The 24948-nt window shown below is 58.1% G+C and carries 24 protein-coding genes; 11 read left to right on the top strand and 13 right to left on the bottom strand.

The genetic code is table 11. From position 1 onward, the window contains the following. Positions 1-14 precede the first annotated feature (14 nt). The 3 genes from NAF06_RS14780 (at position 15) to NAF06_RS14770 (ending at position 3298) form a co-directional block, all read left to right on the top strand. On the top strand, positions 15-587 hold the full coding sequence (locus NAF06_RS14780) for an LUD domain-containing protein (RefSeq protein WP_008586381.1): 573 nt from the start codon (positions 15-17) through the stop codon (positions 585-587). Then, the gene (locus NAF06_RS14775; RefSeq protein ID WP_008586384.1) at positions 580-2871 is read left to right on the top strand and encodes an LUD domain-containing protein; all 2292 of its coding nucleotides are present in this window, start codon (positions 580-582) and stop codon (positions 2869-2871) included. Before NAF06_RS14780 ends, NAF06_RS14775 begins: the two co-directional genes overlap by 8 nt. A 112-nt stretch (positions 2872-2983) precedes the next feature. Further along, the gene (locus NAF06_RS14770; RefSeq protein WP_006628481.1) at positions 2984-3298 is read left to right on the top strand and encodes a PRC-barrel domain-containing protein; all 315 of its coding nucleotides are present in this window, start codon (positions 2984-2986) and stop codon (positions 3296-3298) included. Between the two features lie 35 nt (positions 3299-3333). Here NAF06_RS14770 and NAF06_RS14765 read toward each other — a convergent pair whose 3' ends face one another. The 4 genes from NAF06_RS14765 to NAF06_RS14750 all read right to left on the bottom strand — a co-directional run bounded on the left by NAF06_RS14765 (position 3334) and on the right by NAF06_RS14750 (position 5537). Then, entirely contained in the window at positions 3334-3660 is a 327-nt protein-coding gene (locus NAF06_RS14765; protein ID WP_008586386.1) for a DUF5789 family protein, read from the bottom strand. A gap of 43 nt (positions 3661-3703) precedes the next feature. Continuing rightward, positions 3704-4120, bottom strand: coding sequence for a JAB/MPN domain protein-containing protein (locus tag NAF06_RS14760; protein WP_008586388.1), 417 nt, complete (start codon positions 4118-4120; stop codon positions 3704-3706). A 75-nt stretch (positions 4121-4195) separates the two neighbouring features. After that, the gene (locus NAF06_RS14755; protein ID WP_008586390.1) at positions 4196-4891 is read right to left on the bottom strand and encodes a hypothetical protein; all 696 of its coding nucleotides are present in this window, start codon (positions 4889-4891) and stop codon (positions 4196-4198) included. 85 nt (positions 4892-4976) lie between these two features. Then, the gene (locus NAF06_RS14750) at positions 4977-5537 is read right to left on the bottom strand and encodes a thioredoxin family protein (RefSeq protein ID WP_008586393.1); all 561 of its coding nucleotides are present in this window, start codon (positions 5535-5537) and stop codon (positions 4977-4979) included. 182 nt (positions 5538-5719) lie between these two features. Between NAF06_RS14750 and NAF06_RS14745 the strand changes: the two genes are divergently transcribed. Together NAF06_RS14745 and NAF06_RS14740 are read left to right on the top strand one after the other, a co-directional pair. Beyond that, positions 5720-6028, top strand: coding sequence for an AbrB/MazE/SpoVT family DNA-binding domain-containing protein (locus NAF06_RS14745; protein WP_008586395.1), 309 nt, complete (start codon positions 5720-5722; stop codon positions 6026-6028). After that, the gene (locus tag NAF06_RS14740; protein ID WP_008586396.1) at positions 6025-6453 is read left to right on the top strand and encodes a PIN domain-containing protein; all 429 of its coding nucleotides are present in this window, start codon (positions 6025-6027) and stop codon (positions 6451-6453) included. The genes NAF06_RS14745 and NAF06_RS14740 overlap by 4 nt, the downstream gene beginning before the upstream one ends. Before the next feature lie 154 nt (positions 6454-6607). Here NAF06_RS14740 and NAF06_RS14735 read toward each other — a convergent pair whose 3' ends face one another. Together NAF06_RS14735 and NAF06_RS14730 are read right to left on the bottom strand one after the other, a co-directional pair. Beyond that, positions 6608-7552 (bottom strand): DUF368 domain-containing protein, encoded by a 945-nt coding sequence (locus NAF06_RS14735; RefSeq protein ID WP_008586398.1) that lies wholly within the window; start codon positions 7550-7552, stop codon positions 6608-6610. A gap of 38 nt (positions 7553-7590) precedes the next feature. Further along, entirely contained in the window at positions 7591-10752 is a 3162-nt protein-coding gene (locus tag NAF06_RS14730; RefSeq protein ID WP_008586400.1) for an oligosaccharyl transferase, archaeosortase A system-associated, read from the bottom strand. 97 nt (positions 10753-10849) lie between these two features. On the opposite strand from NAF06_RS14730, the gene aglG reads away from it, so the two are divergent. Further along, positions 10850-11788 carry a glucosyl-dolichyl phosphate glucuronosyltransferase gene (gene aglG / locus NAF06_RS14725; protein WP_008586402.1) on the top strand — a complete coding sequence of 313 codons (939 nt, stop codon included), beginning with the start codon at positions 10850-10852 and terminating at the stop codon, positions 11786-11788. Positions 11789-11795: 7 nt separating this feature from the next. On the opposite strand, the gene NAF06_RS14720 is transcribed toward aglG, so the two are convergent. After that, a complete protein-coding gene (locus NAF06_RS14720; RefSeq protein ID WP_008586404.1) occupies positions 11796-12851 on the bottom strand; it encodes a glycosyltransferase in 1056 nt (351 codons plus the stop codon). Positions 12852-12973: 122 nt separating this feature from the next. Continuing rightward, on the bottom strand, positions 12974-13729 hold the full coding sequence (locus NAF06_RS14715; RefSeq protein ID WP_204365289.1) for an FkbM family methyltransferase: 756 nt from the start codon (positions 13727-13729) through the stop codon (positions 12974-12976). A 165-nt stretch (positions 13730-13894) separates the two neighbouring features. Here NAF06_RS14715 and NAF06_RS14710 point away from each other — a divergent pair, with 165 nt between their 5' ends. After that, positions 13895-14857 (top strand): alkaline phosphatase family protein, encoded by a 963-nt coding sequence (locus tag NAF06_RS14710; RefSeq protein WP_008586408.1) that lies wholly within the window; start codon positions 13895-13897, stop codon positions 14855-14857. A 27-nt stretch (positions 14858-14884) separates the two neighbouring features. Here the strand turns inward: NAF06_RS14710 and NAF06_RS14705 are convergent, their stop codons facing one another. Beyond that, positions 14885-15751, bottom strand: a complete 867-nt coding sequence (locus NAF06_RS14705; RefSeq protein WP_239638722.1) for a glycosyltransferase family 4 protein — start codon at positions 15749-15751, stop codon at positions 14885-14887. 236 nt (positions 15752-15987) lie between these two features. Continuing rightward, positions 15988-16626, bottom strand: a complete 639-nt coding sequence (locus NAF06_RS14700) for an IS6 family transposase (RefSeq protein WP_008586413.1) — start codon at positions 16624-16626, stop codon at positions 15988-15990. Positions 16627-16718: 92 nt separating this feature from the next. Here NAF06_RS14700 and NAF06_RS14695 point away from each other — a divergent pair, with 92 nt between their 5' ends. Further along, the gene (locus NAF06_RS14695; RefSeq protein WP_080507168.1) at positions 16719-17774 is read left to right on the top strand and encodes a polysaccharide pyruvyl transferase family protein; all 1056 of its coding nucleotides are present in this window, start codon (positions 16719-16721) and stop codon (positions 17772-17774) included. Here NAF06_RS14695 and NAF06_RS14690 read toward each other — a convergent pair. Together NAF06_RS14690 and NAF06_RS14680 are read right to left on the bottom strand one after the other, a co-directional pair. Next, positions 17763-18902 (bottom strand): glycosyltransferase family 61 protein, encoded by a 1140-nt coding sequence (locus NAF06_RS14690; protein ID WP_080507169.1) that lies wholly within the window; start codon positions 18900-18902, stop codon positions 17763-17765. The genes NAF06_RS14695 and NAF06_RS14690 overlap by 12 nt on opposite strands. A gap of 432 nt (positions 18903-19334) precedes the next feature. After that, positions 19335-19970 (bottom strand): IS6 family transposase, encoded by a 636-nt coding sequence (locus tag NAF06_RS14680; protein WP_251106145.1) that lies wholly within the window; start codon positions 19968-19970, stop codon positions 19335-19337. Between the two features lie 562 nt (positions 19971-20532). On the opposite strand from NAF06_RS14680, the gene NAF06_RS14675 reads away from it, so the two are divergent. Further along, positions 20533-21411 (top strand): alkaline phosphatase family protein, encoded by an 879-nt coding sequence (locus NAF06_RS14675; protein ID WP_008586455.1) that lies wholly within the window; start codon positions 20533-20535, stop codon positions 21409-21411. A 58-nt stretch (positions 21412-21469) separates the two neighbouring features. After that, positions 21470-22420, top strand: coding sequence for an alkaline phosphatase family protein (locus NAF06_RS14670; protein ID WP_239638723.1), 951 nt, complete (start codon positions 21470-21472; stop codon positions 22418-22420). Between the two features lie 13 nt (positions 22421-22433). Here NAF06_RS14670 and NAF06_RS14665 read toward each other — a convergent pair whose 3' ends face one another. Beyond that, positions 22434-23354 (bottom strand): alkaline phosphatase family protein, encoded by a 921-nt coding sequence (locus tag NAF06_RS14665; protein WP_100243525.1) that lies wholly within the window; start codon positions 23352-23354, stop codon positions 22434-22436. A gap of 113 nt (positions 23355-23467) precedes the next feature. Here NAF06_RS14665 and NAF06_RS14660 point away from each other — a divergent pair, with 113 nt between their 5' ends. Continuing rightward, positions 23468-24919 (top strand): oligosaccharide flippase family protein, encoded by a 1452-nt coding sequence (locus tag NAF06_RS14660; protein WP_049908864.1) that lies wholly within the window; start codon positions 23468-23470, stop codon positions 24917-24919. Positions 24920-24948 lie beyond the last annotated feature (29 nt).

The raw sequence follows: 24948 nt of genomic DNA, 5'->3' as shown, positions 1-24948 counted from the left end.
TCGAACCGATTCCCATGGCAACTGCTGACACGTCGACGTTCACGGGGAGACTCGACGACTTCGGCGTCACCGTCTCGGAGGGGCCGGCGGCGGCGTGCGCGTCGCTGGTCGACGCCGCCGCCGGCGAGCCCGCGGTCGGGGTGCCGCTGGGTCGGTCCGGACCGGACGCGCTCGCGGACTCGGCGGCGTCGCTGCCGGAGCGCGTCGAGACCGACCCGACGACCGCCGACCTGCGCGCCGCGCACACGGGCGTCACCGCGGCGTCGCTCGGGATCGCGAGCTACGGAAGCGTCGCGGTCGAGGCCGACGCCGACGGGACGGAGCCGGTGAGCCTCTTCGTCGACCGGCACGTCGTCGTCCTCCGGGAGGCCGACCTCGTGCCGGACGTGCCCGACGCCTTCGCGTGGCTCGGTCCGCGGGCCCGCGACGAGTCGACCGACGTGGTGTTCGCGACCGGCCCGAGCGCGACCGCGGACATGGGGGGGCTCGTCCACGGCGCGCACGGCCCGAAGGAGGTCCACGTCGTGCTGTTACGCGGGGAAGACGGCGACGCCGTCGAGAACGCGGAGGTGGCGGCCGATGAGTAGCGAGACCGCCGGTGGCGACTCGACCGGAGACGCCGCGACCGAGCCGGCCGACGGCCTCGACCGCGAGACGAAGGCCGGGCGCATCCGCGAGCTACTGGCGACCGAGGGGGACGCGGTCGCGGAGAACACCCGCGGGTTCAACGCGGGGCGCTACGAGTCGACCGGTCGCCTCGACGACTACGAGGCGCTGAAAGACCGGGCGCGGGCGATAAAGGAGGACGCGATCGAGCGGCTCCCCGACCTCATCGACGAGGTGCGGGAGTCGGTCGAGGCGAACGGCGGCACGGTGTACCTCGCCGACGACGCCGAGGACGCGAACCGGTACATCCGCGAGGTCGCCGCCGAGCGCGGGGCCAAGCGCGCGATCAAGTCGAAGTCGATGACCTCCGAGGAGATCGAGGTGAACGCGGCGCTGGAGGCCGACGGGGTCGACGTGTTGGAGACGGACCTCGGCGAGTGGGTGCTCCAGCTGGCCGACGAGGAGCCCTCGCACATCGTCGCGCCGGCGATCCACAAGTCCCGCGAGGAGATCTCCGAGTTGTTCGCCGAGCGGTTCGACCTCGACGACCCGCCCGAGACCGCCGAGGAGCTCACGATGTTCGCCCGCGAGCGGCTCGGCGAGCTGATCGAGGACGCCGAGCTGGGGATGACCGGCGCGAACTTCGTCGCGGCGGACTCGGGGACCATGTTGCTAGTCACCAGCGAGGGCAACGCCCGGAAGACGGTGACCGCGACGGACACCCACGTCGCGGTCGCGGGCGTCGAGAAGCTCGTGCCGACCGTCGAGGAGTTCGCGCCGTTCGTCGAGCTGATCGGGCGCTCGGGGACCGGCCAGGACGTCACCTCCTACATCTCGACGCTGACACCGCCCGTCGCGTCGCCGGTGCCGAACTTCGAGGCGGACGGCGAGCCGCTCGCGGACGGCTCCGCGGACGACCGCGAGTTCCACCTCGTGTTGATCGACAACGGGCGGCTGGCGATGCGCGACGACGAGACGCTGAAGGAGACGCTGTACTGCATCCGGTGTTCGGCCTGCTCGAACGCCTGCGGCAACTTCCAGAGCGTCGGCGGCCACGCGTTCGGCGGCGAGACGTACTCCGGCGGCATCGCCACGGGCTGGGAGGCCGGCGTCGAGGGGCTCGACACCGCCGCCGAGTTCAACGACCTCTGTACCGGCTGCTCGCGCTGTGTACCGGCGTGTCCGGTCGGCATCGACATCCCGTGGATCAACACCGCGGTCCGCGACCGGATCAACCGGGGCGAGGCCGACCCGAGCCAGCTCGACTGGGCGTTCGAAGAGCTGGTCCCCGACGAGGAGCCGGGCGGCCTCGACCTGTCGACCCGGCTGGTCGGCAACTACGCGACGCTCGCGGAGTGGGGACACAGGACCGCGCCGGTCGCCAACCGCCTCGCGAACTTCGGTCCGGCGCGCGCGCTCGCCGAGCGGGTCGTCGGGATCGATCGCCGCCGCGACCTGCCCGAGTTCGCCCGCGAGTCGCTCGTCGAGTGGTTCGACGCCCGGGGCGGCTCGTCGGTCGCGCCCGCCGAGGCCGACCGCGAGGCCGTCGTCTACCCCGACACGGCAACGAACTACGTCGACGTCGAGCGCGGGAAGGCGACGGTCCGCGCGCTGGAGGCGCTTGGGGTCCACGTCCGGGTCCCCGACCTCCCCGGCAGCGGGCGGCCGCCGCTCTCGCAGGGGATGGTCGCCACCGCCGAGTCGGCGGCCGAGGACGTGTACGCCGGGCTGGCACCCCACCTCGACGCCGGGCGCGACGTGGTCGTGATCGAGCCGAGCGACCTCGCGACGTTCCGCCGCGAGTACGAGCGGTTCCTCCCGGCCGACTCCCACGAGCGGCTCGCGGCGGCGAGCTACGACGCGATGGAGTACGTGTTCGGCCTGCTGGAGGCGGGCGGCGACCCCGCGGCGCTGCGCGCGCCCAGCGAAGGGACCGGGCCGGTCGCGGCCGGCCGGCGGCTCGCGTACCACCCGCACTGTCAGGCCCGCACCGTCGAGGTGGGCGAGTACGCGACCGCGACGTTCGAACGGCTCGGCTACGACGTGCGCGTCTCGGACACGGAGTGTTGCGGGATGGCCGGCTCGTTCGGCTACAAGACCGACTACTACGAGCTGAGCATGGACGTCGGCGAGCCGCTCCGCGAGCAGTTCGGCGACACCGAGCGCACCGTCGTCGCGCCCGGCACGTCCTGTACCGAACAGCTCGACGCCCTGCTGGAGTCGACGCCGATGCACCCCATCGAGGTGATCGCCCCGCGAGAGTGACGGTCACGCGACCGGTGAAGCACCCGAGGTCCGACCCGCGAATCGACGGAGCGTCCGACGCGCGTCGTCCGACAACGAACGCTTATTAGGCGCGCTCGTGACCGTATCGAGTATGAACGCAGCCCCCGAAGAGATCACGTCGCTCGTCGGCCGCGAGGTGTACTCCAGCAACGGCGTCTTCGTCGGTGAGATCGAAGACATCCAGCTGGATCTGGACGCCCGCGCCGTGACCGGCCTCGCGCTCGCCGAGCTCAACCACGAGCTGTTCGCCGGGGAGGTGGGCGGCTCGACCGGCGTCATCGTCCCGTACCGCTGGGTCCGCGCCGTCGGCGACATCGTCTTAGTCAACGACGTGATCGAGCGGTACGACGCCGGCGAACCGGAGGAGGAGGCGGCCGAGGACGTCGCCCGCTCGGAACCCAGATAGGTACTTTCGATCGATCCGCCCTTTCGTCCCCCGTCTCAGAACGGGAGCGCGTCGCGCAGGCTGGCGATCACGCCGCGCTCCTCGCGGCGCGCCTCGTCGAACACCGGATAGAGCGCGTTGAGAAGCGCCGTCTCGTTTTCGAACTCCCGTTGCGGCACGCGGTCGAGCGCGTCCGAGACGGTGAGCGACCGTCCGTGCGCGTCGTAGGGGATCGACTGGTCGCCGAGCGCGTCGCGTAGCTCCGCGGCCGTCGCGGGAAACGACACCTCCGCCTCGTCGATCCGGGCGTCGAGGGCCGCGATGCCGAACTCGATCGCCTCGGGCTCGTCGGTATCGCCGCCGCCGGGTGGCCGTGCTGCCATCGCCGCGGCCTACTTCCTCCGGCGGCTTGAAACCCCTGTTCTCTCACTCCGGGACGGACTCGGTCGGCGGGACCGCGTCGACGACGGCGAGTTCGACGCCGTCCCCGGACCGGTCGAAGGCGGCGACCGAGTCCTCGTCGTACGGGGGAACAGCGACGAACACCACGCCCGCGAGGTCGTCGGTCCGCGACACCCCGAGGAAGCCGTCCGGGTGCGAGACGAACCGCGCGCCCCCCTCGCCGGCCGGCGTGCCGAGGTCGACGCCGAACACGGAGCTGACCGAGCCCCCCACGGACGGCAGGGTGAAGTGGGTCACCACCGGCGTCTCCGGGTCGAGCCCGAGGTCGGTCTCGAACTCGCCGGCGGGCGTCGCCGAGAGCCGGAGGTTCACCTCGTCGGGGTCCTCGCTCGCGGCGCGCTCCCGCAGCACGGTCAACAGGTCGCGGGTGACGTAGATCACTAGTCGGCCCTCCTACGGTTCGGGGTGACAAAAGGGCACGCACGGCCCGACCGGTTCGGTCGCCGCCGAGTCGCGTCAGAACGGCAGCGCGGACCGGAGCGTGCTCGCGTACAGCCCGGGGGCCTTGCTCCGAGAGTTCGAGAGCGCGTCTTCGAGGGCGACCGCGGCGCGCTCGTGGACGCCGACGCCGTGGCCGACGAGGACGCGCTCCGGGTTCAGCCCCGAGAGCGCGCTCGTCGGCGGCGTGAGCCGGAGCATTGGGTGGACGCCGAGTCGCTCTCGGTCCCCCCGGAAGTACGATCCCGTGCCGACCGACTCGGGGACGATCAGCGTCTCGCCGTCGAACAGCCCGACCTCCTGCCACGGCGGGACCGACGAGTCGCGGATCCGGACCGCCTCGAAGCCGGTGTCGGCGAGCCGCGAGCCGAACCGCTCGACTTCGACCTCCGGGTCGAGGTCGCCGACGACGCCGGTCATCCAGTCGGGGACGTACACCGGTACGTCGTGGCGCGCGGCGAGGGTGTCGCTGTCGCGCACGTGGCGGTCGAGCCCGATCACGACGCCGGCGACGGTGCCCAGTTCGGCGAGCAGGTCGTCGACGCCGGGCGCGTCGACCGGGTCGACGACCCACACGTCGTCCTCGTCGCTCTCCTCGTTGTGTACCGCGAACGCGTGGCTCGCGCGCTCCATCGTCTCGTCGGGGTACGCGATCCAACCGACGCCGCCGTCGTACCGATCGATCTCGTGGAGGTCCGGGTCGTCGCCTTTCATGCTCATGCGAAGCCGTTCGGGCCGGTCCCTTGTTAACCCGTCTCCGTCGGAACGCGGATCCGGTTCGGGCCTGGCGGCCGGTCCCCTACGCGTCCGGCCACTTGATCGAACAGCCCCGAGAGGGGCGGTCGGGGATGTCGACCTCTTCGCCCGCGAGGACGGCGTCGACCGCGTCGCGGACGTAGAACTCGGTCGCCTCGTCGTCGGGGTTGAGCGCGTCGTCGAGGCGGCCGTGGTAGCGAAGTCTCCACGCGCCGTCCGCGCGACCGAACAGGAACGGGTCGGGCGTACAGACGGCGTCGTACGCGGCCGCGACCTCGGCGGTCTCGTCCCGGAGGTACGCGTCGTACGCGACCGTGCCGTCGGCGACGGCCTCACGCATCGCCTCGAAGGAGTCCTCGGGATACTCGTCGGCGTCGTTAGGGTTGATCCCGACGACCGCGAGGTCGTCGTACTCGGCCGCCAGCTCGTTCAGCAGGTCGATCTTCGCCTTCGCGTACGGGCAGTGGTTACAGGTGAACACGACGAGCAGCGCGTCCGTCTCGAACTCGTCGAGCGCGTGCGTCTCCCCGTCCGCGCCGGGCAGTTCGAAGTCGGGGGCGGTGTCGCCGCGGTCGAGTTCGGACTCGGATTCGGTCTGGACCATGTCGGTCGGGCGTACGACTGGGAGCCGAAAAGGCGTTGCGAGCCACTTCAGGTGTCGAGTCAGAGATCCACGACGAGCCGTACACTCGAGACCGGCGAATCAATGACTGATCTTACATATTAACTACCTAATTCAACGCTGGTGTTTTATAGGCCTGAACAAAAGTAATAATAGAAAATAGTATGAGTGAGGCAGAGTCTGAAAAAGTGGTGTCCGTATCGTCGCGCGGGCAAGCCACAATCCCGAAGGAGTTCCGTGAGGAGTTGGGTATCGACACGCCCGGCCGTGTGAAGTTCATTCGGACTGAAGAGGGCGACATCGTTGTTCGCCCCATCCACTCGGTTACAGACCTGCGCGGGGTTCTGGAAGGGAAAACCGACGAGCAGGGGCGCTCAGCAACCGAGCGCCTCCAAGAGGAACGTACAGCGGACAAAGCCAGTGAAGAAGAGTTGCGGCAGCGCTACGCCGGTGACGACGAGGCTGACGCATGACGGACGGGGCTAGGACTCCCGAAGCGATCGTCTTCGACGCCGAACCACTCATCGCCTATTTTTGTAACGAACCAGGGAGCGACACCGTCGAAACGTACGTTGACGCCATCGAAGGCGCAGCAGACGGCTACATCTCGGCGGCCAACCTTGCCGAGATCCACTACATCGTGCGGGCGATCGACGGCGAGGAGCGCGCTGATGCCGTCGTCGACGTCCTCGAGGAAAGTGGCATCCGTCGCGTCGACACCGAACAGACATGGGCGTTGGCAGCCGACTTCAAATTCCGCTACTCGCCAGCACTCGGTGATGCCTTTGCACTCGGGACAGCAGCGCACGTCGACGGGGTGCTCTTGGTCGGTGCCGACGACGACTACGACGACGTCACCGATGTCGCGATCACTCGGTTCCGGACCGAACCAGCTTGACTTCGTCCCACGACTGTCGTGGGCTCTCTCTTCTGTTCACTGTAGGGTTGGCCAGAACCGGGTCCACCGACAATGCCACCCATTTAGCGGTGGGTGCTGACGACAGACGGACTGTGACCTGCTTTCCCTTCGTAACCGCGACCGGACCCACTGCTCAGTACTCGATGGTCGCGGAGTACCGATTCAGAACGGCCACGAGCCCGGCACCGACGAGCGCGGCCAGCGCGAACCGCGGCGCGGCCGCGCGCCACGACTCGCCGCTTTCGGCCAGTCGCGCGGACACCTCCACCAGCGGCGCGCGGAGCGCCCCGACGACGAGGCTCACGAGGAACGCGAGCGTCGCGGCGCGCGCCCTCGCGAGCGCGTAGCGGACCGCGTGCGCGACCGTGAACAGCCCGCAGACGCCGCCGGCGAGAAACGCCGCGACCGGCGGGAGCGTCTCGACGAGCGCGTCGGAACCGTTCCCGACCGCGAGCGCGCCCACCCCGTCGACGAACCGGCTCACGACGCCGGACATGTACTCGTACTGACCGAGGACGACGAGCAGCAGCGAGCCGGAGACCCCCGGCAGCACCATCGCGCTGACCGCGACCCCGCCCGCGAGGAACACGAGCGGCAACGGGCTACCGAGGCCCGTCGAGGCGACCCCGGAGGCGAGGAACGCCAGCGCGAACCCGGCGAGCGCGGCGGCCTTCCGGCGCGGCGTGCCGAGGTCGACGTCGCCCAGCAGGGCCGCGGCGCTGGCGGCGATCAGCCCGAAGAAGAAGCCGTACGTCGCGACGGGCCGCGTCGCGAGCAGGTAGTTCACCGCGCTCAACACGGCGACGACTGCGGTGCCGATGCCCGCCCCTAACACGAGCAGGAACGCGCCGTCGACCTCGCAGAACGCGGCCCGCGCGTCCGCGAGGTTCCCCGGCCGGACCCCCGCCAGCACGCGGCGGACTCTGCCGGGGTCGATCGCCGTGACGGCCGCGATCAGTCGCTCGTAGATGCCGACGATGAGCGCGATGGTGCCGCCCGAGACGCCGGGAACCGCGTCCGCGCTCCCCATGGCGACGCCTTTCAGGTACAGCGCCAGCCAGTCGCGGGGGTCGTCCATGCGTCGAAAACAGTGCGGCGGTAGTTAACGGCCCGGACTCAGGCGGAGGCGTCGCCGGTCGCCGTCGCGCTCGCGGCGTCGACCGCCGTCACCGGCTCGGCCGCGCCGAACACGCTCGCGGAGTCGGTCGAATTCGTCGTGTCGCCGCCGTCGCTGCCCTCGTCGCCCCCGTCGTCGACGGGACACGCGGGGTCGCCGCTCGGGCAGTCGACGATCCGCTCTTCGAGTTCGACGGTCGCCGTCGCGTCGTCCTCGCCGACGACCTGCCCTTCGGTCACCTCGACCTGCCCGAACTGCTCGGTGGTGTACAGGTCCTCACCCGTCGTCTGCGCGGTGGTGACGTTGTACGGACCGGTCGCGCGGACGCTCGTGTTCGTGTACCCGTTCTCGGGGCCGAACTCGTCGTAGCCCGTCGTCGAGTACGGGAGCGTGAGTTCGAACTCGCCGTTCTCGTCCGCGGTCGCGTACTGCGTGTACTCGAACGTCTGCCCGTTCGGCTTCCGCATCTCGACGGTCGCCTCGACCTCCTGACCGGGCTCTGCGCCCGAGCCCTCGACGGTCGCGCCCGGCACGCGTTCGAACGTCTTGACGAAATCGTCGCTGAACGCGCCGAACAGCGACTCGCCGAACGTCGCTTGGAGGTCGACGCCGAACCGCTGGGCGAGGATGTGCGCCTGCTGCGCGTACGGCGACCGGCCGGGAGCCTGCGTGGCGTGAACCAGCCGGTAGTGTTCGAGCGCATCGACGCGCTCGGTGGGCACGCCCATCACGCCGCCGATCTGCGCCGAGCCGTCCTCCTCGACGTACGACCGGGCGGCCGAGAGGTTGTCGAACCGCTGGACCGGCTGTCCCTCGCTCGGGAGGACCTTGATGTCGACCTGTTCGCCGGACTGCGTTTCGGCCGTCTGCGGCTCCCAGTCCAACACCACCGGATCGGGTTCGACCGCGCTCCCGTGGTGCTGGTAGAGCCGGATCATCTGGCTCTCGTGATAGCGTTGGGTGCGGGTCTGGATCGCGGCCCGAAGCCCGCCCTGCTGGCCGTTCTGGCCTTGGACGCGCTGGTAGAGCAGCTCGTTGAAGTCGCGGACCGTCTCGTTGCCGCTGTAGAAGGTAACCGGCGCGTTGAACTTGGAGTTCGGCGACGCCATCTGCCAGTCGACCATCACGTAGCGGGTCTGGTTCCCCTCGGTGCTCTGGCTCGCGAGCACGTCGGCCGCCTGCTCTTCGCTCGGCGCGAGCAGGTAGTCGGCCGCTTCGCCGGCGTTCTGCTGGAACGGGTTCGCGTTCGGGATGCGCTCAGCGCGGGTGGTGATCCAGTGGCCGTAGTCCCACCATGACTGGACGCCGTACGCTCCCTCGGGGTAGTCGAAGTCGCCGTCTGCGGGTCGCTCGTAGGTGTCGTACGGGTCCATCGCGTTGTCCGCGCCCTCGAGTTCGCCCGGCTGGGGCGTCTCGTCGTTCATCCACTGGAGGCTCTCGTCCCACTGGACGACGCTGCCGGGGTTACTGGAGTTGCCGGCGGTCCAGACCGGCGTGGCGACGCCGACGAGCGGAACGAGGAGGACGGCGAGCACCGCGACGACGGTCAGCACCTGCCAGCCCTCGATGTCGCGGACGGCGTCGAGCGACGTGAGATCTAAGGCGTCGAGCGCGACCTGGAGGAAGTACGCCGTCCCGACCGCGACCACGACGGCGAGGTAGTAGTTGAACCGGGACTGGGTGAACGCGGCGCTCCCGATGAACGCGGCCCACACGACGAAGTACAGCTCCTCGGCGTCGTACTCGACGAGGAACGTCGCCCCGACGAGGAACGCCGCGGCGACGACGAGCCCGACCACCTGCCAGCTCACGCCGACGACGCCGCCGATCGCGTCGTAGGCCTGCGGGACCGCGTAGACGGAGCCGACCACGGCGAGCGCGGCCGGGATGTACAGCGTGTGGTTGGTGTCGTCGGAGCGATACAGCGGGCGCGCGAGGATATAGAGAATTGCGGCGAGCGCGAGGAAGAAGGCGAGCCCGTACTGCGAGAGGACGAAGTTCGTGAACGTGGCGTCCTGGAGCGGCGGGCCTCCTTCACCGATAGTCCGGAAGGTGGCGCTGGAGCTGAACCCGACGAAGTTGAGGAGGTTCCCGGTGAGCGTCGACCACAGCGAGGGGATGGCGAGCCAGACGACGCCCGCCGACGCGACGATAAGTCCGCCGACAGCCGGCGGGTACGTCGAGACGTCGAGGTTGCGCGCCTCCCACTCGCGGGCGAGCCACGCAAGGAAGACCGCGCCGATCGCGACGCCGAGCGGGAGAATGACTTGGAGGAGCGAGTAGGCGGTCGTATTGAATCCGAACGTGTCGAGCGCGATCAGTTGCATCACAGCCGTGACGGTCATCGCGACCGCACCGGCGAACGCGACCGGTTCGGGGCTCCGGCCGTGGTAGACGTCGCTCGTGAGTTTCACCGCGAGGTAGATGCCGGTAATCCCGACGAGGAGAACGCCGGGCTGCCACGTCCAGATGTACAGCCCGAGCGCGACGCCGGCGGCGGCCGCGTACGAGACGGGGCGTTTCAGGGCCTCGAAGTCGCGGTCGACGACGAGTTCCCAGACGGGTTTCTCGCACTCTGCGACGGCGAAGGCGACGAGGAACGCGAGGACGGCGATGCTCTGGAAGAGGACTTCGGCTGCGCTGTGGTCGGGGAAGCCGACAAGCGAGTAGCTGAAGAAGGTTCCGGGGAGGAGCGCGAGAGTAATGGCCCCGCCGAGCGCGGCGACGCGACCGGTGAACCGGCGCGCGATGAAGTACGTCGGGATCGCGACGAGTGCGCCCGCGATCGGAGCCATGACGAGCATGACTTCCTCGGTGCTGCCCATGATCGGACGGGCAATCCAGACGCCCACCGCCATGATGTGGTCCCAGAGCGTCCCGAACTGGCCGGCACTTCGGCCGACTGGGAACCCGGTCCACGGGTCGAACGGGAGCGTGTTCGGATAGTTCTCCATGAGATACGTCGTCTCGCGGAGGTGGTACCACGGGTCGTTGCCGCGGAAGTACACTTCGCCGTTTTGAGTGAAGTTGCCGTACGACCGGAGGCGAGTCCACAGCATGAAGGCCACGGCCCCGAGGAGGAGCGGGACGTGGTACCACCGTTGGAGGACGTCGAGAGCAGACCGCTCTCCGTCCTCGTCGGTGTCTGTTTGCGCGCTCATTGTACGTGGTGAACACCAAAACCTCCATAAGGCTTGTTATATACCGCCCGACGACGCGTTCAGAATCCTTATTGATCCGGGCGGAAATTTGAGTCCAATGAAGGTCTCCGTCGTCGTCTGTACGTACACGATGGAGCGCTACGACGTGTTCACCGAAGCCGTCGAGAGCGCCCTCGCGCAGACGTACGACCCGATCGAGGTCGTGTTGGTGATCGACGGAAATCCCGAGGTGTACGAGCACGCAGTCGACGACTTTGGGAATCGTGAAAACGTCGTGATTCACGACAACGACGAGAACCGCGGAATCTCGTACAGTCGGACGGAGGGCGCGGAGTTGGCTTCGGGCGAAATCGTCGCGTTCATCGACGACGACGGTGTGGCCGAGGAGGACTGGATTGCGAACCTCGTTGCGGTGTACGAGGAAACTGATGCGATTGCTGCTGGTGGTGATGTACGGCCGAACTGGCAGGGCGAACGCCCCGATTTCTTCCCTGAAGAGTTCTACTGGCTCGTCGGCTGCGTTGAACCGGGGTTCGCTGAGGACGGCGAGGAAGTCCGGAACACGTACGGGTCGAACATCTCGTATCGGCGAGAGGCATTTCTGAAAGTCGGCGGATACGACCCGAAAACGGGTCGAAAGGGCGACAAACACCTTCAGGCGCACGAGGCTCCGGTGGGAATCCGCCTATTGGAAGAGCTTGGACAGGGAATGGTGTACACCGAGGATGCGGTCGTTCATCACACGCTATTCGAGTACCGTGGGGAGTTCCGGTGGCTCCTGTACCGGTCGTTCTGGCAAGGGTATTCCAAACGTGTGATGGACCTCCTGTATCCGGACGCGCCCGACGCGAAGGGAGACTACCTGAAGTGGTTGCTGACAGACCGAGTGCCGCGGCGGATAGAGGGATTAGTTCGGTCGCCGTCGACGGCGGCGGTGACACAACTCGGGGCGATCGGAGCGTTCACTATGGCTGTCGGGCTGGGGTATCTGTACGCGATGGTGACTCCTGAATTAGTGGAGAAGGCGAACGCCTGATTCATCCTCACGCGAGGTCCGCGTACCAGTCTGGTTCAACATCCGTTTCGTCGATGGTCTGTTCGACGACCTCGTGAACTCGATCGTGGAACGCCGACACGGAGAATCGATCGGCGAACTCCGCGATCCGATCTGGAGCCCACGACACTCCCTGCGATTCGAACCTCTCCACGGAATCGACGATCGACTGAGGAACTCCCGATCGTGAGTGATGATAGCCGTTCTTTCCGGGGACAACATGATACTGCGTCATTCCTTCCTTAACACCGAGTAGCGGCGTTCCCGAAGCGAGTGCTTCCACCGGCGCGATCCCGAAGTCTTCGTCGCGACCGTTGAACACGAACGCTTTCGCTCCCGCGAGTAACTCTCGTTTTTGTGCTTCCGACACGAATCCGGCAAATTCGACGTTTTCGTCGGCGATCGATTCGAGTCGGTCGCGTTCAGGCCCGTCACCGGCCACGACCAGTCGGTGGCCCGACTCGTTGAATGCTCGGACTATCCCGTCAATGTCCTTGTGCCAGTCGAGGCGTGAGAGCGTTAGGTAGTAGTCGCCGGTCGGCTCCTCGGTCGGTGAATACTCGTCTGTCGCTACCGGCGGATACACGACAGCCACCTTCTCTTCGGGGACTCCCCAGTATCTGACCACACGGCGCTTTACGATCTCCGAGTTCACGACGAATCGGTCCGGTTTGTGTGTGTTGTGATCGTACGCGACCCGCATCGCGTAGTACAACAGGAGCTTCAGCGGGCGGACGCGTGACGATGCCACTTCCGCGATCTGATCGGACTGTCGCCGATTCGTGTGGTGGATATACGCCACCCAGACCTGGTCGTCCGGCGGGACGTAGAACAACGGTTCGTTTCCCGACGTGACCAGCACGTCGTACTCGCGAAGTGGCTCGGCCAACTGCCACCCTAAGAGGTGTGCGAACTGTCGAGCTATCCCGCCGCGTTCCAGCGCCCGCTCCAGAAACCGACCCGTAATGAGCTGCGTCGATTCGATGTCATCGGGTTCAATATTGGCATCGCGGTATCCCACGTAAAACGGCGCGTCGGAGAACACCCGAGACAATTCCCATGCGAGTCGGTCGCCGCCGCCGTTGGCGTGTTCGCCCCAGTGCGCGACGGCGATTCGTTTATCAATAACTTGGGTGTTAGAATTACTTCGTGTGTTTTTCAGAAATTTTAACATATTTCTCCCCTAATAGCAACGACCACTCGGACGTCCTGATTGCGGCACATTGACTCCAGATTACCGCGTTCCGCCAACTCCACCGACTGTACTATGTAACCTATCTCATTGAGAATTTCCGTTATTTCCTCAGTTGAGGAATCGTAGACACCATGTGTTTCGACGATAATAGTCCGTGGCCGGATATCCATCTTCGAAATAATCGATAATTCAGCACCCTCACAATCTAGTTCGAGTACGTCACATTCTGTTAGCTCTGACGGATGTAGCGGGTTAGCCGAATTGTCATCTCCGAAGGTAGACACTGTGTGAGATACTGCCTTGTTCGTAACTGTCACTGTATCTTGGACATCATTCAATGCCGCAGTTTCGCGAACATATCCAGAGTATTTTGGTGAAGCTTCGTATGTATGGACGTTTCCTGCTTCACCTGTTTCTTTGGCTGCTACTACCGTTGAAACGCCCCATCCGCCGCCGACAATCAGTACGCTATCTCCATTCCGTACATGGTCTCGTAAACTATCAATAATTGCTGCTTCGTAGAGATCTGGGTCAGGGTGTCCTGCTTGCCAAGGCACAATGTTGTCCCCAATGCGGTGGGAGCGGGTTTTGATTCCGTTCAAAACTTTTTCTTTCCTCCACAGGCGTTCCCGTATGTAATGATTGTGGATGTGAGGTAGCGCTTCGCGTACTACGTATATAAGTCCCTGATCACGAACAGCAGATATGGTCCGCTTCAGCAACCCCATTATGCTTACAAATTAAACCAGTAAATATACAACTTCCGGTAAGGGCGACAGCGTAATCGCCACTCAAACAGTAGAACGTGACATCAATTAGATTCCCGTAACGGTTTTACGCCGTCGCAGGGATTTTGAAGTACGAATGTGTGACATGCGCTCGTGTGGAGTCAGATGAGGGACAGATATAATTGGAATAATCTAAAAAAAGCTGTTAGGGATCCAAGTCTAATACTAGAGGAGGCTGCTCGTCCGATTCGACCTATACAAAATTATGGGTGGCACGGAGTTCCACTATTAGCGTCTGAGCTGATTTATCGTCATATTGTCTCCGGTGAGTCTCCGACTGTTGTCTGGGAGCGAGACTGGGATCTACTTATCGTCCTCGACGCATGTCGGGCAGAATGGGTAGAGCGTGTTGCCGACGATTTCGAGTTTATCGAATCGGTTGGTAGTATCTATTCGGTGGGTGGGCACTCTGACGAATGGATCGACAACACCTTCGACAAATCGTATGGCGACATACTTTCAGATACAGTCTATATTACTGGAAACCATCACGCCAAGTGGATGGACAAACAGAATTTTAAGTATTTTGACAATGTGAACGACTATAAGGGATATTCTGACGAACTTCCGGCACCCCCAGCGCATGTGGTGACCGACAGAGCGATACAGGCTACTCGAGACAATAACTGGAAGAAGTGTATCGTTCATTATATGCAACCACATAAGCCGTTTCTTAAGCACACCGGCGATAGAACAGAAGTAGAACTGGCAGAGGAGTGGTCACTTGGCTATGAAATGTACCGGAAACACTTCGCTGGAGAACTAACAAAAGAAGATATAGAAGACGGATTTGTCGAAAACCTGAGATACGTTCTAGAAGAGGTTGAGAATCTTCTGAACAATGTCGACGCTCCGAAGGTGGCCATTACCAGCGACCACGGTAACTCACTGGGCGAACGTTTTCTCTGGGATCACAGTCGAGGTGTTCATCACCCCTCAATGCGTCGCGTCCCCTGGGTTGAAACGACAGCGACAGATAACGCTACAATCACTCCTAACGAGTATCAGCAGAGAGATTACGACCCGGAAGAGGTTGAGAAGAGGTTGAAGCGCTTGGGATATCGATAACAGGCATTCACTTCTACGGGCAGATGCTTAGTCCAGAAGACTACGATACACATCAGCAGTTTCTCGTGCCGTCTTGTCCCACGAGAAGTGTCTGCTTCGCTCAACGGCATCTCTATACGGTAAGTCCACATCCAAGTTAGAGAAAATCGCATCGGCAAACTCCTCAGGGTGCGCATCCGGCGAAACGAGGTCGAAACAATCACCGACGATCTCCGGGATGCTGGCCACGTCTCTGGCGACGACCGGCGTACCACATGCCATTGCCTCAAGCACGGGCAGCCCGAACCCCTCATACTCTGACGGGTGAAGATATACGTCTGCGGCGCTGTACAAGGCTGGCATATCATCTTCATCGATCCACCCTGTGTTGACCACGTGTTCCCCCGTCAGCTCCTCTCCGTATCCGGCTTTCAGCAGCTTCACGTCAGGATGCTTCTCTCTTACTGCTTCCAGAATTGGCTTTGCCTCCTCCATTCGTTTGTGTTCCAAACTGGAAGATACGACTAACACGAAGGTGTCTTGATGGCTGAGTCCCAACCTATCTCGGGCCTTTTGTTGCTCTAACGGTCTGTAATGACTGTGGTCGATGCCCTGATGAATGACTTCTATTTTTGACCCAGAGATGTCCGTTAAGCGCTGAATCTCTTGTTTGGTGTAGTTTGAAATCGCGATTATCTTGTCGGACAATTTGAGTGCCCGCGGCGTCAACTGCCACTGGAGGCGAAGAGATATATCACGAACCTCACTCGGGTACACTAGTGGCGCGAGATCGTGAATAGTCACGACAAAGTTTTCTGGGCGATGAACGAAAGCCGCAGGCGCAACCGTCTGGAACGTAGCGTGTACGAGGTCAGCGTTGTGACATCTGTATTGGAGTAGCCACGAAATGGGCATCGTACTCATAAATCCCTCAGCGTGCCGCCTTATTTGATGAACCTCAATCCCGTCGATATCCGAGTGATTCTGCGATAGAGCGTGTTCATATTTGGCCGTTCCTGTTGGCTCACTACCAATCTGTGCGACGTTCCATTGATAAATATCCATTATGAGGCAGTGTGAGGCACGGTTATAAATAACTGACCGTCACAGATACCCCTTCTTTTACACAATAGCTGTATCCAACGGTCGTGTTAACTTAAGCATCGGTTCCAGCAGACGGCGAAGGCTCGGAGCCACGATTCTGCTGCCGTCGGCTCCGCATTTCTAAACGTATTTGAAAACGAAGAGGTCCGTCGTTTTACTTCTCGAAAGACACGTTCGATGGCATTCCGATTTCCATGACGAGTGATTTGAAATCGAAGTGAGGTTCGTGAGAGTGCTGCTGTGAGGTGTCCGCCAGCATCAACGAGAAATAGCGCATCCTCAACGTGGTGTTTCTCTCTAAGATCGCGGAGAAATACCAGCGTGAATTGTTTGCTTTGGACGGGAAATACGTCAACATGGAGGAATTCGTTTGTGCGAGGATCTACAGCAGCATACAGCCAGTATCTGTCCGAATCGATCTGAATCGCAGTCTCATCAACCGCAACGCGATTCGGGCTCGCACCGTCAACTGGCTGTAGGTCGGCCTTTTGAATCCAGTTGTGAATTGCTGTTCGACTCCGCTCGACACCCAACCTTTCAAGATACTGTTTGGTATTCGAGAGTGATAGTCCGGCAAGATGGAGTCGAATACCGGTTTCAATGATCTCGTGGGGTGTCCGCTCACGCTCCACAAACTCCAAGTCGATCCATCCTGTACAGCCGTCGAGGCGGTTGGATTCGGACATAGAGCATTCGAAACACCGGCCGCCTCGTTCTTAACTTAACACCGCCGTATCCAACCCCTAGAATATTTATTCCCAAACCTTCCACAGGTCGTATGGATGTCCCAGATCAAGCCCATATGGCATTTAAAAAATTCCAGAAAGGGGCTATTCTATCTCAAATGCAATTTCGCTGCTTATTTAAAAAAAGTGGTATATCCGTAATTGGATCTTACGCAAGTGGGAACGTGGGTGACAAAGCGATAGGCAAGAGTATTGTTGATAAGTTAACTAATTCCGGGTTTGATGCGACATATTTCTCTCGGTATGTCAGAGGTATAAATTCTCCAGTTCGGATTTTGGGTGGTGGTGGGGTTATCCACCAGTATCGTAGAAAAAAAATTGAACGAGACTTCGATCTTTTGAATGAAAACTCGATGATAGTTGGCGTTGGGGTTTCCCCAGTATTTGATCCAGAGTTAAGAGAGCTAATCAGAAACAAAATAAAAGAAGTTTCACTTGTCACCGTTCGAGATCAGCGTTCAAAGCAACTTCTGGAGGATATAACAGATAAAGAGGTACATTCGCTTGCCTGCCCAGCTTTTCAATTGGATACACCAAACACGACAACACAAGATTATACAGGGATTTCATTAAGACCACTACCCGTTAAAGGAATCTCGTCTGAAGAGGAGAAGAACAGGATATTTCGACACCAACTCAAATACAATAATTCATTGTCAATAAACGAGGTTAAAGAAAAGTACCAAGAGAATATAAAAAATATATTAACCAAAATCAGGAATGTTAAACATATTCCCTTCCACCATTTTGACTCGGATTTCGTAGAAGATTATGATGTTGAATCCTTCCCATACGCATATGACGTTAACGACACATTGCGTCAAGTATCAAATGCTAGCAGAATGATATGTATGCGGTATCATTCGCTTGTGTTTTCAATTCTAAATAATAAACCCTCTCTTGCTATCGCATATTCCCCCAAGGTGGCAAAGCTAGCGAATAGAGCAGACATACCTTGCTTCAAACCTTATGAGGAAATTAAGTTAAAATTCAAGCAGCCATCTAATCGAGACACGATATTATCTGATTCGGAGCAGAATTTTAGATTAATGAATGATCAGCTATCCCATTCCGAACTACGAACCTAAAACATCTTCAAGAGTATCTTTAATTACATTAAGATCGACTAGAATATCGGTTGAATCTGGCTCACAATCGACTTTACGGTAAGGAATTTCTAAAGTATTTGCCACCGTTTCATAGGAATTGGTTTTTTGTGACCCGAATAGCTCTATTATTGTTGTGTCTTGACAAAATATGATGTCTGTTAACCCTGCTCCGTGTGGGGAAACCACCACATCCGCATTGGAGAACAGCCGGATATTCTCTGAAATATTTTGATCCTCTAAGTAGTATTTCTCAAACCCATAATCCGATAGTACATCCATAAGTTCACTCTCATTCGAAACCCGCCGTCCAATAGCTTTGTTTCGTGATATAAATACTCTCTCAGTTGATCTCTCATTAGTACCATCTATGTTATTGAATATATTCTGTTTTATCCATCTGTAATCCTCTTTTTGGCCAGGAAATGGATGTGGTGGAACTATCAACCGTCTTGGTTTGTAGATGGGTGATTGTGCCAACCGAAACTTATCCATAGGATAACCCAGAAGTGAGAGTGTTTCTTGAACCCAGGAAGGGGAGTTATTAGGTAAAAGATAGGTCACAGGTTCATCTGCTGCTTCTTCGTATCTTTCTATATATCGAATCTTTGGGACGGTCCCGATCATCCAGTGATAGTAGTTATCGTATCGAGGAATAAGTGGACATACGTTTTTATCGATATATGAATAAGATATTTGTCCTCTATTAGAACGGAGTAGTTTAGGGGTAACCGGAGTTTTACTGAAATCTTGGTGAGCCAAAGATTCAATCGTAAATTTCTCAGATAACTCGGGAGACCCTACACTCTGAGAAACTACTTTATTATCTTTAGTCATGATCAATCCAGTAGCCGAAAATATATACCCCTCATCAAGTTCATGCATTGGTCCATGACTTTCCAAACCTATATCAACAGTATTATTTGCTACTTTCCGGATACACTCTCCATCTAGAACCTGAAGTCTGTTCGTTTTGGATAGAATCTGAAATATATGCGGATATAGAGAACGACGGTAGAAAGCCTCAGCGGAGTCCCAAACTGTTTTTTTAATGCCGTCTTGATGTAGTTTTCGTCTGAGTTTTCTAAATGAAAAATGTGTCGGAGCCATACCACTCGTATGAAGCTAACTCTAACAAAAGAGTGTTCCTCTATCTCGCAGTACTATTCTCCCAGAAATACATCACCACTACGTTAATTAGGGGAATTTTTCTTTTGAAATGGCCTAACCTGCCTCATCATCGGGATGAGAAACCACTACACACTCAAAAGCGTTAAGGCGAGCTATACAGTCGGTGTTGCGCAAAGATCGAGGGACGAGGCGGTGAAAAGATTGAGTTGTCTATGCTATTGTTCGAGCGTCTCAGCGGTGATAGCGGTCGTATCAAGTTAAATTTCTTGGAGCGAAAAGAGACACATAAGCCGGGAATGAAGCTTGGTACCCGAGTCCAGCTGGTTAGATTACATCTTTCGGACACGTTCTAATTCTTGAGAAATGAGGTGTTGACCGCAATTAGACTACCGTCCATCGTTAGGGTAGTGTTCAGATAAGCTGATTCCATGCGAAGGCAAAGGATCTGAGCCACTCGTTTGCTGTTTCTGCTTCGGCGTTGCTGAAACAGTTTGAGAAACTGGTAGTTCTGCGTTTTACCTCACGAAAGACACGTTCGACGCTGTTCCGATTTCCATGTCGTTCGTATCTGAAATCGAGGCCGTGTTTACGACAGGCTCGCTGAAGTGGAGCCGCACCATCAACGAGAAAGATCGCGTCATCTACGTCGTGTTTTTCGCGGAGTTCCGCGAAAAACCGATCTGCGATCGCGTTATTTCTCGTCGGTTCAAGCCGTGTGTGTAGCAGATCATTTGATTCGGGATCGACAGCAGCGTACAGCCAATATTGCTCAGTATCGAGTTGAATCACGGTCTCATCAACCGCGACGTGATTCGGGTTCCGATCCGATTCCGGCTGTAGGTCGGCTTTATGAACCCAGTTATGAACGGTCGATCGAACTCGATCAACACCGAATACCTCAAGAAACGAAACAGTATTCGAAAGCGATAGTCCAGACAAATGGAGCTGAATACTGAGCTTCATCAACAGCTTCGGTGTTGCTTCTCGCTCCACAAACTCTAAGTTGATCTCGTCTAAACAGCCGCTGAGGCGGTCGTTTTCTGGCATAGAACACTTTGAAAACGCACCGCCTCACTTTCAAACCTTATCTGAACACCGTCATCGTTAGGTACAGAAGTCCGATCTACAGCTAACAAACGGTGCCGATCGGAGTCACGTTACAGTCAATAAGATAGAGGTTCAGCTCGGTACTGAGTGATATCGGCTGTACACTGTTTCCGATCTCAACACGAACCGCCTGCTCCACGTTTGGCTGTATCCAACGGGACAAATACGATTTCTTAATGTTTATATCAGAACTATGATATAAACATCAGATCGACAATGCGATCCTTCTCATTGGTGATGAGCCGTGGTTACAGGCAATCTGCCATCGTCACGTCCCCTATTTTAACTCTTCACACATGAGAATCGGAATAGCGTTGAACGTGGCTTCATGAAGTAAAAGGCAAACTAATCAGTTCACAAATTTTAATCATGACAAAGCAGACACCATCAAAAGTTGGCTTCAATTCCTCCGCCTTTGGATGGAACCTGTTTATTCGAATACTACCATTTCGTGGGTAGAAATCGCTTTGTACTTGGCTCTGTCACTCTGATCTATAGCTCTATGAGAACAACTAACTCCATAGTTCAAAATTTCAAAGAGTTCGGAATCCGCGGAGTTGGACAATATCTCTACGAGAAGTACTACGGTCCCATCGCTCGGCGTAATGCGCAAAATATCTACGAAAAAAAATGGGATGTACTAATTTTACTGGACTGTACCCGTAGAGACATGCTTCGTTCTGTCTTATCCGAATACGAATACTTAAGTAGAGTTGGAGAACATATGACTCCGGGAACTAGTTCGGCAGCCTGGATGCGGCAGACATTTAAGCCGGAGTATGCTGAAGAAATGAATTCTACTTTACATATAACGGGAAACCCAAACACAGAACAATGGGTTGATGAAGATGACTTTTTACATCTAAATGAAGTCTGGCGGGACGGATGGAGCAATGAACACGCTACTGTTTTACCATCCGAGATCACCGACCGAGCAATAGCACTTCATCGTGAACTCGACCCTGAACGTACCATTTTACACTATATGCAGCCTCACCCGCCATTCATTCCTGATGATGTCGGGATAGATAAATCTGTAGAGGACCTAGCCAGCGAGGGATACAGTCAAAAAGAACTTTGGGAACTACACCTGAGTAACCTTAGGTACGTTCTGGACAATCTCAAAACGCTGCTATCAAATCTTGAGGCAGAACGTGTCATCATTTCATCTGACCATGGCCAAGCACTTGGGGAACGAGGAAAATGGGGACACCCAGGTGCGTCTAGATTAGATTGTCTGCGTAGGGTACCTTGGAGTGTCACAACGGGAAAAGACACCGAGGAATATTCACCGGAATACCGCGTCGATATTAATGAAGAATCGGGCCAAGTAAGTCGATCTACTGAACAAAAGCTCAAAAACCTTGGTTATCGAACATAGTTATCAACTACAAGAACAAGTAGATTTTTTCTCTTTCACCACTCAAGGTGAGTAGTAAATGAAGAACCACTACACGCTCGATAATTTTAAGCGGGCTGTTAACAACCCAGTGCTCATTGCTCGAGAAGCGTTTCGCCTAGCGAGCTGGCCGATTCACCAAGCGTACGGGAAGTACACTAATTTGCGATACGACGACAAAAGCATCGACGTAATGGACGAGGACTGGGATAATCTGATTTTGCTTGACGCGTGTCGGTACGACTATTTCGAGGAGTTGAGTGATGCCGATGGAGAACTTCGAACGAAGGCTTCGCGAGGCAAGAAGAGTTGGGAGTTCATCGAGGAGAACTTCGTCGGCCGAGAACTCCACGACACCGTCTACGTAACTGCGAACCCGTTTTCAACGGATATCCCAGAGAGGACCTTCTTCGATGTCGAACACCCCCACGCGACCCGGTGGGACGACCGGATCGGGACCGTACAACCAGATGAAGTTGTGACAGCCGCTATAGAGGCACACGAACGCTACCCGGACAAGCGACTCATTGTCCATTTCATGCAGCCACACCGACCGTATATCGGTGAGACAGCGGAGAAACTTCGGGGGCGGCTCGATTTACAGGGATACGGCGACCACGACGAAGGTATCCAAATTTGGGGGGCCGTCAAGCAGGGAGACGTTTCGATTGAGGAAATCCGTCAGGCATACAGCGAGAGTACTGAAATAGCGCTTCAACACATCGACGAACTCCTAACGGAGCTCCCCGGAAAGTCCGTTGTGAGTTCGGATCACAGGGAGATGCTCGGCGAGCGCGTGTTTCCCTTCACGACGCGAGTCTGGGGCCACATGGAGGGATTCGATACACCGAAACTGCGGGAAGTTCCGTGGCTAGTCGTGGATGCAGAGGAACGCCGAGAGGTGTTGAGCGAGGAGCCGGTTGAGTCTGAGACTGATCTGAACGATACCGAGATTACGGATCGATTAGAGGCGCTTGGATATACGGACTAAGTTGGATTAATTCCTACCTGTAGCCGAGCGCCTCAAGCCGCTCATCGATGAACTCCTCAGTCTGTTGTTGGTTGGAAACCGGCGTATCCTCAACTATCGTTCGACGCGTCTCTGTCTCTATCACAAACCACGGCACTTTTACTAATTGTTCAGTGTATACGCCCCATGGATGACCGAACATTCGTTTTGTCGGCAACGGACCTTGGCGTTCATTAACCATATTTCCGTGGTCTGCGGATATAACAACTTTGCCGTCGATATTATCAAGTAGCCTTTCAGTATATTCGAACACGATCTCCAGATTCTCGTAATATCCCGTCCAGAGGTCATCGACCGAGAACGGGGCGTTACTTTCTCGGAAGGGTGCCCAAACGTTACGTCGTGAGAGTTGCTCCCGAAATTTGAGTCCCTCTTCGCCGATGAAGGGAAGATGTGGCTGCATATAGTGAACGATGACCCGTTTATCTGGATACTGCTCGTGGGCCTTTATAGCAGCCTGAGTAACCGTTTCGGGATGTGAAACATCGAGTTCATCGTCCCACTCATCCAAGAGATCGACAACCGCGTGGAAGGTACCATCTTGGTCGAGACCAACTCGCGGGAGAAACGCGTTCGCGTTCACGTAAACCGTGTCGTGAAATTGGCTATCCTCGAAATTCCGGCGGAGAAATTCCTCGCTAGTCGAGCCGAGTGAGATACGGGATTCGAGTCGTCCGTCGAACGGCACCCGTTGTTCGAACATGTCGTACCGACACGCGTCGAGCAGGATCAGCGTGTCCCAGTCCTCGTCCATCACATGCGTACCGGTACCGTGTCGCATCCGGAAGATCGCGTTATTCACTTCGATGGGAGCGTATCCAACCGCCGCCTTCGCGAGATCGAGAAGACCACGGTCTTCATAAACACGCTTGGCCCGGTCGAAGTGATGTCTCATAGTAGGATCGAACCGGGGGTAGGGTAAGAATCTCGTGGATTCCGTCCGCGAACCGATGGAGTAAAGGAATTTCTCTGAAGACAGCCAACTACTCAATCCCTCGGGGTATTTCGATGAAACTCGGACAGACTTCTATCGTTCACTTTACCTCCAGTTTCGTCTCCTCAGTTCTGGGGTTTGTCGCGACAGTCTATATCGCGAGAATACTCGGGCCAGAGCCGCTCGGCATCTATCAGGTGGCCATCGGTCTCGTCTCGTGGCTAGCGATTCTCGGAAAGGTCGGAACCTCACGAGCCATAACGAAACGCGTCTCCGAAGGGAATGAACCGGGCGAGTACACCGTTGCTGGTGCCGTGATCATACTCGGACTGTTCGTCCTCGTTGCCGTCGGCGTGGTCGTCTTTCGCGAGCAGGTCGCCGGATACGTCGAGTATCCGGCGGCCGGCTACATCGTCGTAATTCTCCTTGTCGTCTTACTGAGTGGACTCGTGAACGCGCTACTTGTCGGACTCAAACTCGTTCACGTGAGCGGACTTCTCTCGCCAATCAAGACCGGCGGACGGGCCGTTTCACAGATTCTCCTCATCGTTGCTGGAGCTAGTACTGCGGCCTTGTTCATCGGCCATATTTTGGGATTCATCGCCGTTATCGCGACCGGGGGCTACTACGTGCTCAGGAACCTGCCGTCGCTTGGCGCGCCGGAGCGGCGGCACTTCGAACGACTCTTCGACTTTGCGAAGTTCTCGTGGCTCGGAAGCCTGCAGTCGCGAATGTTCAGCTACACTGACGTGCTGGTACTCGGGTACTTCGTGTCGTCGGGACTCATCGGCATCTACACGGCGGCGTGGAACGTTGGCCAGTTTCTCATTTTATTCAGCGGGACGCTCCAGTCGACGTTGTTCCCCGAGATGAGTTCGATTGCGGCGAATGAAGACCCACAGGCGGTCTCCAAAATCGTCGAACAGTCTCTGACGTTCGGCGGACTATTTCTCATTCCCGGACTGTTTGGCGGAATCCTCCTCGGTGAGCGGATTCTCCAGATCTACGGCCCAGAGTTCCCCGAGGGTGCTGTCATTCTGAATATTCTCATCCTGGCAAACCTATTCATGGGCTATCAGAACCAGTTATTAAACACGCTAAACGCGATTGATCGACCCGACCTTGCGTTCCGGGTGAATTTCGTCTTCGTCGTGGTTAACGTCTCGCTGAACGTTATCCTCGTGTCTCTTTACGGGTGGATCGGAGCCGCTGTGGCGACGGCAACGTCAGTCGCTGTGAGTCTTGTCCTTGCGTACTGGCACGTCGATGCGATCATCGACTTCAGGCTACCTATTGGCGAGATCGTGCGTCAGTTCGCTGCCGCGGGCGTGATGACGGCGGCCGTGTACACTGGCCTCAGAGCCGAGAGCACGTATCGGCTGGTCGGTCACAACTTCGCGGTTGTCATCTTGCTCGTCGGAATTGGTGCTATGACCTACTTTGCGGTCCTACTCGGTCTCTCTCGAACATTTCGCGAGACAGTCTTCCGGAACCTTCCCTTGGGGCTTCCATTCGTCTCACGGTAACAATACCGATCGAATAAGCGAGTTCGCTT

Origin of the sequence: Halorubrum hochsteinianum, from assembly GCF_023702125.1 — an archaeon.
GTDB lineage: Archaea > Halobacteriota > Halobacteria > Halobacteriales > Haloferacaceae > Halorubrum > Halorubrum hochsteinianum.
The sequence above is the reverse complement of the archived record's forward strand: the minus strand, read 5'-3'. Positions and strand labels throughout refer to the sequence as shown.

Excerpts from the sequence above, each read along its gene's own strand:
- NAF06_RS14780 (WP_008586381.1), top strand. The coding sequence starts at position 15 with ATGGCAACTGCTGACACGTCGACGTTCACGGGGAGACTCGACGACTTC.
- NAF06_RS14775 (WP_008586384.1), top strand. The coding sequence starts at position 580 with ATGAGTAGCGAGACCGCCGGTGGCGACTCGACCGGAGACGCCGCGACC.
- NAF06_RS14770 (WP_006628481.1), top strand. The coding sequence starts at position 2,984 with ATGAACGCAGCCCCCGAAGAGATCACGTCGCTCGTCGGCCGCGAGGTG.
- NAF06_RS14765 (WP_008586386.1), bottom strand. The coding sequence starts at position 3,660 with ATGGCAGCACGGCCACCCGGCGGCGGCGATACCGACGAGCCCGAGGCG.
- NAF06_RS14755 (WP_008586390.1), bottom strand. The coding sequence starts at position 4,891 with ATGAAAGGCGACGACCCGGACCTCCACGAGATCGATCGGTACGACGGC.
- NAF06_RS14750 (WP_008586393.1), bottom strand. The coding sequence starts at position 5,537 with ATGGTCCAGACCGAATCCGAGTCCGAACTCGACCGCGGCGACACCGCC.
- NAF06_RS14745 (WP_008586395.1), top strand. The coding sequence starts at position 5,720 with ATGAGTGAGGCAGAGTCTGAAAAAGTGGTGTCCGTATCGTCGCGCGGG.
- NAF06_RS14740 (WP_008586396.1), top strand. The coding sequence starts at position 6,025 with ATGACGGACGGGGCTAGGACTCCCGAAGCGATCGTCTTCGACGCCGAA.
- NAF06_RS14735 (WP_008586398.1), bottom strand. The coding sequence starts at position 7,552 with ATGGACGACCCCCGCGACTGGCTGGCGCTGTACCTGAAAGGCGTCGCC.
- NAF06_RS14730 (WP_008586400.1), bottom strand. The coding sequence starts at position 10,752 with ATGAGCGCGCAAACAGACACCGACGAGGACGGAGAGCGGTCTGCTCTC.
- aglG (WP_008586402.1), top strand. The coding sequence starts at position 10,850 with ATGAAGGTCTCCGTCGTCGTCTGTACGTACACGATGGAGCGCTACGAC.
- NAF06_RS14715 (WP_204365289.1), bottom strand. The coding sequence starts at position 13,729 with ATGGGGTTGCTGAAGCGGACCATATCTGCTGTTCGTGATCAGGGACTT.
- NAF06_RS14710 (WP_008586408.1), top strand. The coding sequence starts at position 13,895 with ATGAGGGACAGATATAATTGGAATAATCTAAAAAAAGCTGTTAGGGAT.
- NAF06_RS14705 (WP_239638722.1), bottom strand. The coding sequence starts at position 15,751 with ATGCCCATTTCGTGGCTACTCCAATACAGATGTCACAACGCTGACCTC.
- NAF06_RS14700 (WP_008586413.1), bottom strand. The coding sequence starts at position 16,626 with ATGTCCGAATCCAACCGCCTCGACGGCTGTACAGGATGGATCGACTTG.
- NAF06_RS14695 (WP_080507168.1), top strand. The coding sequence starts at position 16,719 with ATGGATGTCCCAGATCAAGCCCATATGGCATTTAAAAAATTCCAGAAA.
- NAF06_RS14690 (WP_080507169.1), bottom strand. The coding sequence starts at position 18,902 with ATGGCTCCGACACATTTTTCATTTAGAAAACTCAGACGAAAACTACAT.
- NAF06_RS14680 (WP_251106145.1), bottom strand. The coding sequence starts at position 19,970 with ATGCCAGAAAACGACCGCCTCAGCGGCTGTTTAGACGAGATCAACTTA.
- NAF06_RS14675 (WP_008586455.1), top strand. The coding sequence starts at position 20,533 with ATGAGAACAACTAACTCCATAGTTCAAAATTTCAAAGAGTTCGGAATC.
- NAF06_RS14670 (WP_239638723.1), top strand. The coding sequence starts at position 21,470 with ATGAAGAACCACTACACGCTCGATAATTTTAAGCGGGCTGTTAACAAC.
- NAF06_RS14665 (WP_100243525.1), bottom strand. The coding sequence starts at position 23,354 with ATGAGACATCACTTCGACCGGGCCAAGCGTGTTTATGAAGACCGTGGT.
- NAF06_RS14660 (WP_049908864.1), top strand. The coding sequence starts at position 23,468 with ATGAAACTCGGACAGACTTCTATCGTTCACTTTACCTCCAGTTTCGTC.